Below are 12,077 nucleotides of genomic sequence, written 5' to 3'. Positions count from 1 at the left end.
CCCCGCCCCGGCCCCGCCCCCACCCACGATCACCGGCTGCTCCCGGAGGAGACCCGCACCCTGGCCTCCTGGGACCGCGACCTCACCGCCCTGGCCACCGAGCTCGCCCGGGCCCGCGCCGCGGTGCGCGACGTCGTCGTACCCACGGCACTGAGCGCGTCCCAGCTCGTCAGCCTCGCCCAGGACCCCGACGCCTTCGCCCGCGACCTGGCCCGCCCCATGCCGCGCCGCCCCCAGCCGGCGGCCCGCCGGGGCACCCGGTTCCACGCCTGGGTCCAGTCGCGCTTCGCGGACTCCCGCTACGAGTCCCTCCCACTGCCCCTCCTGGGCCCCGACGAGCTCCCCGGCGGCCCGGACGGCGAACCGGAGATCGCCGACGAGCGCGACCTGGCCGCCCTCAAGGAAGCCTTCGAGCGCACCCCGTACGCGCACCGCATCCCGTACCGCGTGGAGGTGCCGATCCAGCTCACCCTCGGGGGCCGGGTGATCCGCGGCAGAATCGACGCGGTCTACCGCGAGGCGACCGACGGCCCCGCCGCCCCCGACGGCCCGGCGGCATCCGACGGCCCCGCCGCACCCGGCGCCCACGCCGCACCCGACGGCCGTGCCGGTACGTCCCCCGTCCGCTACGAGATCGTCGACTGGAAGACCCACCGCTCCCACACGGCGGACCCCCTCCAGCTGGCGATCTACCGCCTGGCCTGGGCCGAACGGCAAGGCGTGCCGCTGGACGCCGTCTCCGCCGCCTTCGTCTACGTACGCGACGGCGAAACCGTCCGTCCGCCCGCCCTGCCGGACCGCGCCGCCCTGGAGAAGATCCTCCTGGGGGAGGAAGCATGACGAACCCGGTCCCGGTCACACCATGTGTACGGATAGGCTCGATGCCATGAGCAACACCCCGGACAACGCCGTCCGAACCGCCGGCCCCGCCGAGAGCGTCCGCACGTACATCGACGCGCACCGCGCCGCGTTCCTCGACGACCTCGCCGAGTGGCTGCGCATCCCGTCCGTGTCGGCCGACCCGGCCCGCGCGACGGACGTGCGCCGCAGCGCGGAGTGGCTGGCGGCGAAGCTCAAGGACACGGGCTTCCCGACCGCGGAGATCTGGGAAACGGACGCCGCCGACGGCGCCCCGGCGGTCTTCGCCGAATGGCCCTCCGACGACGCCGACGCCCCCACCGTCCTGGTCTACGGCCACCACGACGTCCAGCCCGCCGCCCGCGAGGACGGCTGGCACACGGACCCGTTCGAGCCGACCACGATCGACGGCAAGCTGTACGCGCGTGGCGCCGCCGACGACAAGGGCCAGGTGCTCTTCCACACCCTGGGCGTCCGCGCCCACCTGGCGGCCACGGGCCGCACCGCCCCCGCCGTGCATCTCAAGCTCCTCATCGAGGGCGAGGAGGAGTCCGGCTCCCCGAACTTCCCCGCACTGATCAGCAAGCACGCGGACCGCCTCGCCTGCGACGCCGTGATCGTCTCCGACACCGGCATGTGGTCGGCCGAGACCCCGACCGTCTGCACGGGCATGCGCGGCCTCACCGACTGCCAGATCGACCTGTACGGCCCCGACCAGGACATCCACTCCGGTTCGTTCGGCGGCGCCGTGCCGAACCCGGCGACCGAAGCGGCCCGCCTGGCGGCGGCCCTGCACGACGCGGACCGCCGCGTGGCGATCCCGGGCTTCTACGACGGCATCGTGGAGCTGACGGACACCGAGCGCGAGCTGTTCGCGGAGCTCCCGTTCGACGAGGAGCGCTGGCTGCGCACCGCCCACTCGCACGGGGCGCTCGGTGAGTCCGGCTACAGCACGCTGGAGCGCATCTGGGCCCGCCCCACCGCCGAGGTGAACGGCATCGGCGGCGGCTACCAGGGCCCCGGCGGCAAGACGATCGTGCCGTCGACCGCCCAGCTGAAGCTCTCGTTCCGCCTGGTGGCGGGCCAGGACGCCGACCGCATCCAGGAGTCGGTGCGCGCCTGGGTGACGGCCTCCCTGCCGGACGGCATCCGGCACGAGGTCACCTTCTGGGGCGCGACCCGCCCCTGCCTGACCCCGCTCGACCACCCGTACCTGCAGTCCGTCGCCCGCTCCATGGGCCGCGCCTTCGGGCAGAAGATCCGCTTCACGCGCGAGGGCGGCTCGGGCCCCGCCGCGGACCTGCAGGACGTACTCGGCGCACCCGTGCTGTTCCTGGGCATCTCCGTGCCCTCGGACGGCTGGCACGCACCGAACGAGAAGGTCGAGCTGGACCTTCTCATGAAGGGCGTGGAGACCGCCGCGTACCTGTGGGACGACCTGGCCGAGACCGCGTCCGCCCGCTGACGCGGGCAGAGCACAACCACCATCCGTAGGGGGAGTTGGAAGCAGCCGTGACCACCTGGACCGATTTCGCAGCCACCCGGCCCATCACGCTCAGCGGTGCCAGCGGCATCGACCGCGCCGCGCACCACCGCCTGGACGAGGCGTGGATCTCCGCGGCATGGAGCCACCCCTCGACGCGTGTCTTCGTGGTCTCCGGCGGTCAGGCGCTGGTCGACGACACCCCCGACGGCCGCACCGAGCTCGTCATGACGCCCGCCTTCGAGGCGCCCCCCACCGAAACGCACCGCTACTTCCTCGGCCAGGACGAGGACGGCGTCGCCTACTTCGCCCTGCAGAAGGACGCACTGCCGGGCCGGATGGACCAGTCCGCACGCCCGGCCGGGCTGCGCGAGGCGGGGCTGCTGCTCTCCCCGCGCGACGCGGGACTGCTCGTCCACGCCGTCGCCCTGGAGAACTGGCAGCGCCTGCACCGTTTCTGCTCCCGCTGCGGCGAGCGCACGGTGATCGCGGCAGCGGGCCACATCCGCCGCTGCCCGGCCTGTGGCGCCGAGCACTACCCGCGCACCGACCCGGCCGTGATCATGCTGGTGACGGACGAGAAGGACCGGGCGCTGCTGGGCCGTCAGATGCACTGGCCCGAGGGCCGCTTCTCGACGCTCGCGGGCTTCGTCGAGCCCGGCGAGTCCATCGAGCAGGCGGTGCGCCGGGAGGTCGCCGAGGAGGCGGGCGTGGCCGTCGGCGACGTGGAGTACGTCGCGAGCCAGCCCTGGCCCTTCCCCTCCAGCCTGATGCTGGGCTTCATGGCCCGGGCCACGTCCTCCGACATCCAGGTGGACGGCGAGGAGATCCACGAGGCGCGCTGGTTCTCGCGGGACGAGCTGCGGGCCGCGTTCGCGTCCGGGGAGGTCCTGCCTCCGACCGGCATCTCGATCGCGGCCCGGCTGATCGAACTCTGGTACGGCGAGCCCCTGCCGTAGGCGGCCGCGTGCCGCGGTGGCCGGGGCCCGCGGCGCACAGCCCACGGCCCCGGGCCGCGGGCTGTGCGGGCCGGGGCCGGTGGCCGCGCGTACCGGCTGCCCCCGGGGGCTCAGACGCCGATCTTGGCCTTGACCTGAGCCAGCGAGGGGTTGGTGAGGGTGGAGCCGTCCGGGAAGAGAACGGTGGGGACCGTCTGGTTCCCGCCGTTGGCCTTCTCCACGAACGCCGCCGAGTCGGCGTCGAGCTCGATGTTGATCTCGTTGTAGGTGATGCCCTCGCGGTCCATCTGGCTCTTCAGCCGGCGGCAGTAGCCGCACCAGGTGGTGCTGTACATCGTCACGCTGCTCGACATGCGACCCGCGCTCCTCTTCTCTCGGTTTCTCTCAGGTCCCCCGGACGTGTTCCGGAGGGAGAACGCGCATCCCCAGGCAGCCATTCCCGCCGGTCATACAAGTAGGACCGTACGACCACCCGGGTGCCCCTGTGGACAACATTCCCGGTCGCCACCGTGAACCTGGCAGCATGGCGGGGTGACAGCAGCAACGCACTCCACCCTCTTCCCGCAGGTGCCGGCCTCCGCCGACGCGGTGCTCGACGGGCTCGACCCCGAGCAGCGCGAGGTGGCCACGGCCCTCAGTGGACCGGTGTGCGTGCTGGCCGGAGCCGGCACGGGAAAAACGCGCGCGATCACCCACCGTATCGCCTACGGCGTCCGCTCTGGCCTCCTCCAGCCCGCGAGTGTGCTCGCCGTCACCTTCACCAACCGCGCCGCCGGCGAGATGCGCGGCCGGCTCCGCCAGCTCGGTGCGGGCGGCGTCCAGGCCCGTACGTTCCACTCGGCCGCACTCCGCCAGCTCCAGTACTTCTGGCCCAAGGCCGTGGGCGGCGAGCTGCCCCGGCTGCTGGAGCGCAAGGTCCAGGTCGTCGTCGAGGCCGCCGCCCGCTGCGGCGTCCGCCTCGACCGCAACGAGCTGCGCGACGTCACCGCCGAGATCGAATGGGCGAAGGTCACCCAGACCGTCCCCGAGGACTACCCGGCAGCGGCCGCCAAGTGCGGCCGCGAGGTCCCCCGGGACCCCGCCGAGACCGCCCGCATCTACGGCACCTACGAGCAGCTCAAGCGCGACCGCGGCCTGATCGACTTCGAGGACGTGCTGCTGCTCACCGTCGGCGTCCTGCAGGACCGCCACGACATCGCCGAGACCGTCCGCCGCCAGTACCAGCACTTCGTGGTCGACGAGTACCAGGACGTCAGCCCCCTCCAGCAGCGCCTGCTGGAGCTGTGGCTGGGGGACCGCGACAACCTGTGCGTGGTCGGTGACGCCAGCCAGACCATCTACTCCTTCACCGGCGCCACCCCCGACCACCTGCTCAACTTCCGCCTCCGCCATCCGCACGCCACGGTCGTCAAGCTCGTCCGCGACTACCGCTCCACACCCCAGGTCGTCCACCTGGCCAACGGCCTGCTCTCCCAGGCCCGCGGCCGGGCCGCCGAACACCGCCTGGAGCTGATCTCCCAGCGCGGCCCCGGCCCCGAGCCGGTCTACGGCGAGTACGCCGACGAGCCCGCCGAGGCCGAGGGCACCGCCCGCCGCGTCCGCGACCTCATCGCCGCCGGCGTCCCCGCCAGCGAGATCGCCATCCTCTACCGCATCAACGCCCAGTCCGAGGTCTACGAGCAGGCCCTGGCCGACGCCGGCGTGCCCTACCAGCTCCGCGGCGCCGAGCGGTTCTTCGAGCGCCCCGAGGTGCGCGAGGCCGGACTGCTGCTGCGCGGGGCCGCCCGCGCCGGCGGCCACTCCGATCCCCAGCTGGCCGGCGCCGACGACGTGCCGTCCCAGGTCCGCGCGGTGCTGGGCACCCGCGGCTGGACGGCGGAACCAGCGGCGGGCTCCGGCGCCGTCCGCGACCGCTGGGAGTCCCTGGCGGCGCTGGTGCGCCTCGCCGAGGACTTCGTGCGCTCCCGGCCCGAGGCCACGCTGGCCGATCTCGTGGCCGAGCTGGACGAGCGGGCGAGCGCCCAGCACGCGCCGACCGTGGAGGGCGTGACGCTCGCCTCACTCCACGCCGCCAAGGGCCTGGAATGGGACGCCGTCTTCCTCGTCGGCCTCACCGAGGGCATGCTCCCGATCACCTACGCCAAGACCGACGAGCAGATCGAGGAGGAGCGGCGGCTCCTCTACGTCGGTGTCACCCGCGCACGCGTCCACCTCTCCCTGTCCTGGGCGCTGTCCCGCACCCCCGGAGGCCGCCCCTCCAGGAGGCCCAGCCGCTTCCTGAACGGCCTGCGGCCCGGCTCGGCCGCCCCGCGTCCGGGCTCGGTGGGTGCTGCCGGCGGGCGCGGCGGGATCGAGCGCGGCGGCGCCGCGGCCACCCGCAGGCGGCGGGGCCCCGTGCGCTGCAGGGTCTGCGGGCGGACCCTCACCGACGCGGGCGAGATCAAGCTGATGCGCTGCGAGGACTGCCCCTGCGAGCTCGACGAGGCCCTCTACGAACGGCTGCGCGACTGGCGTGCCGAGCAGGCCCGGCTGCTGGGCCAGCCCGCCTTCTGCGTCTTCACCGACAAGACGCTCCTCGCCATCGCCGAGGCCGTTCCGGGAACCGAATCGGAGCTTGCGGGCATCTCTGGAGTCGGGGGACGGAAGCTCGCCACGTTCGGAGCGGACGTCCTGGCCCTGTGCGCAGGCGAGGAGCCGACCTCGGAAGATGTGTCCCAGGACACCTCCGAAGAATCTCCGGAAAAATAGTTTGCGCGCGCGGACGGCATACCCATAGCCTTCCGAGCAGGGAAGCGACGGCTCTGCGGTACTACCGGGATTCGTTGGTTCCGTGCTGTACTGAACACTGAACTGAAGACCTGGACCGTTTACCCGGTCCCCGAAGACGCCGAAGGGAGGCGGAGACAATGATCAGCTTTATCGCCGCGAACAAAATGACCGATCGCCAGATCGGCTCCGCCAGCATGCTCGGCTTCTCCTTCGGTTCCTTCCAGGGCACCCGTCTGTCCGTCGCGGTATCGCGTCCGGAACAGCGACCGTCCCAGGCGTCCGAGGTCAAGGCAGCAGCCATGGCACAGGCCCAGGTCTATGCCACGGCGGCGGCGGCCAATGGCGCCGGATCCCTGAACGCACAGCACCACCTTCCCAAGACGTGGGCCTTCCGTGGGCTCGAACCCTGGAGAGATCCAGCCTGATCGGCGCGATCAGGTCGGCACCTTCCAGGGCCGCGGAACCCACACCGGGATCCGCGGCCCTTTTGTTTGCCCCCAAGCCTGGGGAAACCAGCCCGGCCACCAGCCGGAACAACAGACGAGGAATGACACACCGTGCAACTCAAGGCACACACCCCGTCAGTAGCGACCGACTTGATCCCCCCGCCTGTCCCCACGGAGGACACCTTGACCCCCCTCACCGCCCTGACCGACCTCGACGACGCCATCGAGAACCTCGGCGTCCCGGTCCCCTGCCGCAGCTATGACCCCGAGGTCTTCTTCGCCGAGTCCCCCGCGGACGTGGAGTACGCCAAGTCGCTCTGCCAGACCTGCCCGCTGCGCGCGGCCTGCCTCGCCGGCGCCAAGGACCGCCGCGAGCCGTGGGGCGTCTGGGGCGGCGAGCTGTTCGTCCAGGGCGTGGTCGTGGCCCGCAAGCGGCCCCGTGGCCGCCCGCGCAAGAACCCGGTCACCGCATGATCATCACCGGCACCATCGACCGCCCCACGACGCACGACCCCAAGAAGCAGGACCCGACGATGCAGCGCCCGTCCGAGCCGTTCGGCTCCCACACCCCCCTCTGCGACACCACCGGTGCGACCGCCTCGCGCCAGAACAGGAACCTCGAAATGCAACTCATCCCAGAAGCCCTGGCACGTGCGCATATGCACGACCGCCTGCGGGAGGCCGAGTCCCAACGCAGGGCCGTCCGGCTGGCCGCCGCCCGGCGCATGCAGCGCCGCGCCGAGCGCGCCTCGCTGCGCGCCCGCCGCGCTCTGGCCATGGCCGTCATGCAGTGAGCACGGCAGCGGGGCCGGTCCGTTCGGACCGGCCCCGCGCCGCGTTGGGTGCGCCACCCACTCCCCGCCCGCTCGCGGAGATACCGTTTGGGAGTGGACCGGAAGACGCATAAGCCAGTGCAGTTGAACCCTGAGGCCACCGAGAACGCCGAGCCCGTCACCTGCGCTCGCTGTGGCACCGCGGCCCCCGACGGCGCGCCACCGACCTGGACCTGCTCCGTCGAGAACGGCAGCCGCCGCTACTTCTGCGACGACTGCGCCCGCGCCAACATCAGATCGATCGAAGGCCGCCTCGACTCATCCTGGTGGTGAGGACCGGGCGAAGCCCCGGCCTGAACGACTGAGGCGAAGCCCCGGGGTGAAGCCCCGGGCTGAACCACTGAGGTGCAGCGCCGGGATGAAGCACCGGGATGAAGGACCGGGGGGAGGGGGGCCCTCCCCCCGCCCCCTCCCTCCCCTCCCCCTCGGTCTTGCTCTCAGGCGGGGGTGTCCTGGGCGCGGCTGTCCGCCGCGAACCCGGGCACCCATGCCTCCATCTCTTCGCGCAGCCGCACGGTGGCGCCCAGCTGGCACAGCACGCCGATGGTGCTCATCGTCACCCGGTGGATCAGCAGATACGCCGGGGGCAGGTTCAGCTGCCGGGCCAGCTGATACGCGGGGGAGCGGGGATCGGCTATCCGTGCCGCCTGCGCACGGAGCCAGTCGCGGGTGAAGGTGAACTCCGCCACCTGCGCGGGCTCGATGATCGGAAGCAGATAGTCGAGCACCGCCTCCGGGTCCAGCTCGATCCCCGGCTTGACGAACCCCTCCGCCCGCAACAGGTCATGCACGGTGCCCGCCTGCCCGTCCAGCGTCATCCGCAGCGCGGTGCCGATCTCGACGGGCAGACCCTGCGGCAGCCGGTCCACCGTGCCGAAGTCCAGCACACCCAGCCGCCACTTCTCCGGCGGACCGTCCGGGGCGTCCCCCGTCACCAGCCGGAAGTTGCCCGGGTGCGGGTCCGCGTGGAGCAGCCCCGTGCGGGCCGCGCCCGAGAAGAGGAAGCGGGCCATCAGCTGACCGGCCCGGTCCCGCTGCTCCGGGGTGCCGTTCGCTATCACCTCGGACAGCGGCACGCCCTCCAGCCACTCGGTCACCAGCACCTGGTCGCTCTTGTGGACGACGCCCGGCACCACCACATCCGGGTCACCCGCGAACTCCTGCGCGTGCGCGCTCTGGGCTCTGGCCTCCAGCTCGTAGTCCAGCTCCTCGGACACCCGGTCGCGCAGCTCGGCTACGAGCGGCTTGACGTCCATGCCGGGCACCAGCGGCCCCAGCAGCTTCGCGAACCGGCCCAGTTGCGTCAGGTCGGCGAGCAACGCCTCGCCCGCACCCGGGTACTGCACCTTGACCGCGACCGCCCGCCCGTCGTGCCAGACCGCGCGGTGCACCTGGCCGATCGACGCCGCAGCCGCCGGCCGGTCGTCGAACTCCTCGAACAGATCCCGCCAGTCCTCCCCGAGCCGCTCCGCCAGCGCCGCGTGCACCGAAGCGGCCGGCATCGGCGGCGCAGCCTCCTGAAGCTTGGTCAGTGCCGCCCGGTAAGGCCCGGCGATCTGCTCCGGAAGGGCCGACTCGAAGACGGACAGTGCCTGCCCGAACTTCATGGCACCCCCCTTGAGCTGCCCCAGTGTCGAGAAGAGCTGCTCGGCCGTGCGCTGCTGCAGCTCCGCGGCGATCAGCTCGGCCGGCCGCCCTCCGATGCGTTTCCCCAGCCCGAGGGCCGTGCGCCCCGCGAATCCCAGCGGCAGCGCGGCCAACTTGACGGTACGGGTGACCGCCTTGCGGGGTAGATCAGACATACGCCCCTCCAACTAGCTGAACAGCCACGCCGCGGACGGCGGTTACGGGTCATTGTCCCGTGTGTGCCCCCACGTCTCCGGCCCGTTCCGGAGAACCGGACCGCGCCGCGCCGCACGGACACCGCGGATGCGGCTCGACGGGCCGGGGAGTCCAGGCCGGACCCGGCAACGCCAACTCCAGCCGGACCCCCGCACCCGACGTGGACCCACCGTCGAGGAAGGCAAGCGCCCGCGCCACGGTCAGCCCCGCCACGACCGTGGCCAGTGCCATGTCGCACGACGGTACCCCCGATGCCCGGCCGGACCTCCACTGGGCGAGCATCCGCGGCCACGCAACGTCCCGCCCGGCCCGCTCCAGCTCGATGCAGCCCGCGCAGGCCGACCCGCCCGGCAGCACCAAGGGCCCCACCAGCCCCGTGGCCTCCAGCACCCCCGCATACAGGTGCGGCGTACCGGCCAGGACCAGCTCCTGCGCCTCCAGCGGATCCGGCGCATAGGCCGCAAGGCCGTCGCGGGGCGCGAGGACGACCAGCGCCAGCGGTGACTCGTCCCCCGCACCGCCTCTCCCCGCGTCACCGTGCCCTGTGCCCCCGGGCCGGGCGCGCGGCTTCGGCACGGGGGCGGACTGCCGGACCACCTGCCGCGCCGCGGCGTCCCGCCGCTCCCCGATCCGGTCCGGCCCCAGCCCCGCCGGTGCGACGTCCCAGGGCTCGACGCGCCCGCCGTCCAGCACCTCGACCCTGCCCACCCCCGAGCCCGACAGCAGGGCCGCCACGGCAGCACCCACCCTCCCCGCACCGCGCACCTGCACCCGCAGCGCCTGACGCGCCGCCATCACCCGCATCGCCGCGCCGGGCCCGGCGTGCAGCACGGACAGCGAGGCCAGGTCCGGTCGCATCCGCTCCAGGGCGCCGCCCCGGCTGCGCAACGCGGCCGCCGCCTCACCACCGGCTCGCGGGTCGTCGAGCAGCCCGGCCCCCGACAGCCGCTCCACCAGCCCCTCGGCCCGCCCGTCGGGCAACCCCATCCCGCGCGCCTCCTCGCGCAGCAGCGGCATGCCCCGCGTGCCGTCGAGCAGGCCCAGGAAGCTGCCCGTCGCCGTGTCGACCGGCCCCACCACCACCGCGTGCGCGGGGGCGACCCCGAACTGCACCGTGTCGCGGTTGCGCCAGGCGCGGCGCAGGGCAGGCTTGAGCATCGGATGCGGAGTGCTCGCGGGCGTGATCGCGGATGCGGAGCCCGCGGATGCGGAGCCTGGCGCCAAGGCCCCCGCCACTACGGGCCCCGCCGCTACGCCCCCCGCGGATGCGGAAGCCCTGTGCGCGGAACTCGTGTGTGTGGAGCGCGCCAGTTCCCTGTTCGCCGGCGCGGAGCTCGTGGACGTCGTCTGCATGGTTCCCCCCTTGGTCGGACTTCAGCTTGCCCGCCCCGGGAAATCGCTGTGCGAAGTTATCCACAGACAGGGAGTGATTGTCATATAAGCCCGGGCCGTGGGATCTGCGGGTGTTTCACCCGACAACCGACGGCGGGGCGGGACTTCCCGCACCGCCAGCGGGTAACGTCGTGGCGTGCCCGTCGACCCACTGCACAGCGCCGCAAGACCACCGCGCAGCGCCCCGAGCCCGCTCACCCGGGGGCCGGAGGCGGCCGCGGTCGAGGTCCGCCGGAGCGCGCGCCGCCGCAGGACGGTCTCCGCCTACCGCGAGGGCGACCGCACGATCGTGCTCATCCCCGCCCGCATGTCCGACGCCGAGGAGCGGCGCTGGGTCGGCGTGATGCTCGACAAGCTCGCGGCGCAGGAGAGCAAGCGGATGCTGGGCGACGCCGAGCTCGCCGAGCGCGCCCGCCGCCTCTCCGAGCAGTACCTCGACGGCCGGGCCCGGCCCGACACCGTCCGCTGGGTCACCAACCAGAACACCCGCTGGGGTTCCTGCACCCCCGCCGAGGGCAGCATCCGCCTCTCGCACCGCCTCCAGGGCATGCCCGAGTACGTCGTCGACTACGTCCTGCTGCACGAGCTCGCCCATCTGCTGGTGCCCGGCCACGGGGCGGAGTTCTGGCGGCTCCTGGAGTCCTATCCGCGCACCGAGCGCGCCCGCGGATACCTGGAGGGCGTGGTCGCCGCCGACCGGCTGCCGCACCTGCCCGCCGCCCGCACCGAGTGAGGGGCCCGGGCCCGGAATCACGTCCTGCCCGTCACAGCCGTTAGCCTGGCGCAACGCATTCACCACAGGTTCGGATGGGGGACGGTCGTCACGCATGTCCAGGGAATTCCAGCGCGGCCACAAGGCCAAGATCAGTGACCTGACGGCGGGGACCGATCTGTACGTGGGAGTGCAGATCGGCGGCCCCGGCCTGAGCTTCGACATCAGCTGCTTCGGCCTCGACGCCGCCGAGCGGCTCTCGGACGACCGCTACTTCGTCTTCTTCAACCAGCCGAAGTCCCCCGAGGGCGCCATTCAGCAGCTCGGCGCCCAGGCCGGGGACACGGAGTCCTTCCGCGTCACCCTCGACAGCATCCCCGCGCACATCCACAGGCTCTCCTTCACGGCCACCGTGGACGGCGACGGCCAGATGTCGCAGACCGGCCCCGGCTACCTCCGCATCGTCGCGGGCGGCGTGGAAGTGGCCCGCTACTCCTTCACCGGCAGCGAGTTCAGCACCGAGCGCGCGGTGATGCTCGGCGACATCTACCTGAAGGACGTCTGGCGCTTCGCCGCCGTCGGCCAGGGCTTCGACGGCGGCCTGGAAGCGCTGCTGCGCAACTTCGGCGGCGAGGTCCTCGAAGAGGAGCCCGCCGCCGCCCCGGCGGCCGCCCCTGCCCCCGCACCCGCCTTCGCGCCTCCGGCGCAGGCCAGTGCGCCCCCGGCCTTCGCGCCGCCCGCCGCCCAGCAGGCCGCCGCACCGCCGTCCGCGCCGCAGGCCCC

The 12,077-nt window shown here is 73.0% G+C and carries 12 protein-coding genes and 1 pseudogene; 10 read left to right on the top strand and 3 right to left on the bottom strand.

Going from position 1 to position 12,077, the window contains the following annotated elements; translation table 11 throughout:
• The 3 genes and pseudogenes from LE181_RS24090 to nudC form a co-directional block, all read left to right on the top strand.
• Window positions 1-840, top strand: a pseudogene (locus tag LE181_RS24090) (hypothetical protein); the annotation flags it as partial.
• A gap of 46 nt (window positions 841-886) precedes the next feature.
• The gene (locus LE181_RS24085; RefSeq protein WP_225663576.1) at window positions 887-2,323 is read left to right on the top strand and encodes a dipeptidase; all 1,437 of its coding nucleotides are present in this window, start codon (window positions 887-889) and stop codon (window positions 2,321-2,323) included.
• Window positions 2,324-2,370: 47 nt separating this feature from the next.
• Entirely contained in the window at window positions 2,371-3,300 is a 930-nt protein-coding gene (nudC, locus tag LE181_RS24080) for an NAD(+) diphosphatase (RefSeq protein ID WP_190111485.1), read from the top strand.
• A gap of 110 nt (window positions 3,301-3,410) precedes the next feature.
• Here nudC and LE181_RS24075 read toward each other — a convergent pair whose 3' ends face one another.
• The gene (locus LE181_RS24075; protein ID WP_225663575.1) at window positions 3,411-3,653 is read right to left on the bottom strand and encodes a mycoredoxin; all 243 of its coding nucleotides are present in this window, start codon (window positions 3,651-3,653) and stop codon (window positions 3,411-3,413) included.
• Between the two features lie 178 nt (window positions 3,654-3,831).
• Between LE181_RS24075 and LE181_RS24070 the strand changes: the two genes are divergently transcribed.
• The 5 genes from LE181_RS24070 to LE181_RS24050 all read left to right on the top strand — a co-directional run bounded on the left by LE181_RS24070 (window position 3,832) and on the right by LE181_RS24050 (window position 7,621).
• Window positions 3,832-6,048, top strand: coding sequence for an ATP-dependent DNA helicase UvrD2 (locus LE181_RS24070; RefSeq protein ID WP_308103306.1), 2,217 nt, complete (start codon window positions 3,832-3,834; stop codon window positions 6,046-6,048).
• 158 nt (window positions 6,049-6,206) lie between these two features.
• A complete protein-coding gene (locus LE181_RS24065; RefSeq protein ID WP_225663574.1) occupies window positions 6,207-6,494 on the top strand; it encodes a hypothetical protein in 288 nt (95 codons plus the stop codon).
• A gap of 132 nt (window positions 6,495-6,626) precedes the next feature.
• Window positions 6,627-6,989, top strand: a complete 363-nt coding sequence (locus LE181_RS24060) for a WhiB family transcriptional regulator (RefSeq protein WP_190111482.1) — start codon at window positions 6,627-6,629, stop codon at window positions 6,987-6,989.
• A complete protein-coding gene (locus LE181_RS24055; RefSeq protein WP_225663573.1) occupies window positions 6,986-7,309 on the top strand; it encodes a putative WhiB-interacting protein in 324 nt (107 codons plus the stop codon). The genes LE181_RS24060 and LE181_RS24055 overlap by 4 nt, the downstream gene beginning before the upstream one ends.
• A 117-nt stretch (window positions 7,310-7,426) precedes the next feature.
• The gene (locus tag LE181_RS24050) at window positions 7,427-7,621 is read left to right on the top strand and encodes a hypothetical protein (RefSeq protein ID WP_372458477.1); all 195 of its coding nucleotides are present in this window, start codon (window positions 7,427-7,429) and stop codon (window positions 7,619-7,621) included.
• 164 nt (window positions 7,622-7,785) lie between these two features.
• On the opposite strand, the gene LE181_RS24045 is transcribed toward LE181_RS24050, so the two are convergent.
• A complete protein-coding gene (locus LE181_RS24045) occupies window positions 7,786-9,150 on the bottom strand; it encodes an ABC1 kinase family protein (protein ID WP_225663572.1) in 1,365 nt (454 codons plus the stop codon).
• A 49-nt stretch (window positions 9,151-9,199) separates the two neighbouring features.
• Complete coding sequence (locus LE181_RS24040; RefSeq protein WP_225663571.1) at window positions 9,200-10,348, bottom strand: ThiF family adenylyltransferase; 1,149 nt, start codon at window positions 10,346-10,348, stop codon at window positions 9,200-9,202.
• Window positions 10,349-10,718: 370 nt separating this feature from the next.
• Here LE181_RS24040 and LE181_RS24035 point away from each other — a divergent pair, with 370 nt between their 5' ends.
• Together LE181_RS24035 and LE181_RS24030 are read left to right on the top strand one after the other, a co-directional pair.
• A complete protein-coding gene (locus tag LE181_RS24035) occupies window positions 10,719-11,315 on the top strand; it encodes a M48 metallopeptidase family protein (protein WP_225663570.1) in 597 nt (198 codons plus the stop codon).
• 94 nt (window positions 11,316-11,409) lie between these two features.
• The coding region (locus LE181_RS24030; protein WP_225663569.1) for a TerD family protein at window positions 11,410-12,077 on the top strand (668 nt) is incomplete at its 3' end.

The organism is Streptomyces sichuanensis (assembly GCF_020328095.1).
Taxonomy (GTDB): domain Bacteria; phylum Actinomycetota; class Actinomycetes; order Streptomycetales; family Streptomycetaceae; genus Streptomyces; species Streptomyces cinnamoneus.
The sequence above is the reverse complement of the archived record's forward strand: the minus strand, read 5'-3'. Positions and strand labels throughout refer to the sequence as shown.

Bases quoted from the DNA above. Each gene is read 5' to 3' on its own strand.
- LE181_RS24085 (WP_225663576.1), top strand. From the start codon at position 887: ATGAGCAACACCCCGGACAACGCCGTCCGAACCGCCGGCCCCGCCGAG.
- LE181_RS24075 (WP_225663575.1), bottom strand. From the start codon at position 3,653: ATGTCGAGCAGCGTGACGATGTACAGCACCACCTGGTGCGGCTACTGC.
- LE181_RS24065 (WP_225663574.1), top strand. From the start codon at position 6,207: ATGATCAGCTTTATCGCCGCGAACAAAATGACCGATCGCCAGATCGGC.
- LE181_RS24055 (WP_225663573.1), top strand. From the start codon at position 6,986: ATGATCATCACCGGCACCATCGACCGCCCCACGACGCACGACCCCAAG.
- LE181_RS24045 (WP_225663572.1), bottom strand. From the start codon at position 9,150: ATGTCTGATCTACCCCGCAAGGCGGTCACCCGTACCGTCAAGTTGGCC.
- LE181_RS24040 (WP_225663571.1), bottom strand. From the start codon at position 10,348: ATGCTCAAGCCTGCCCTGCGCCGCGCCTGGCGCAACCGCGACACGGTG.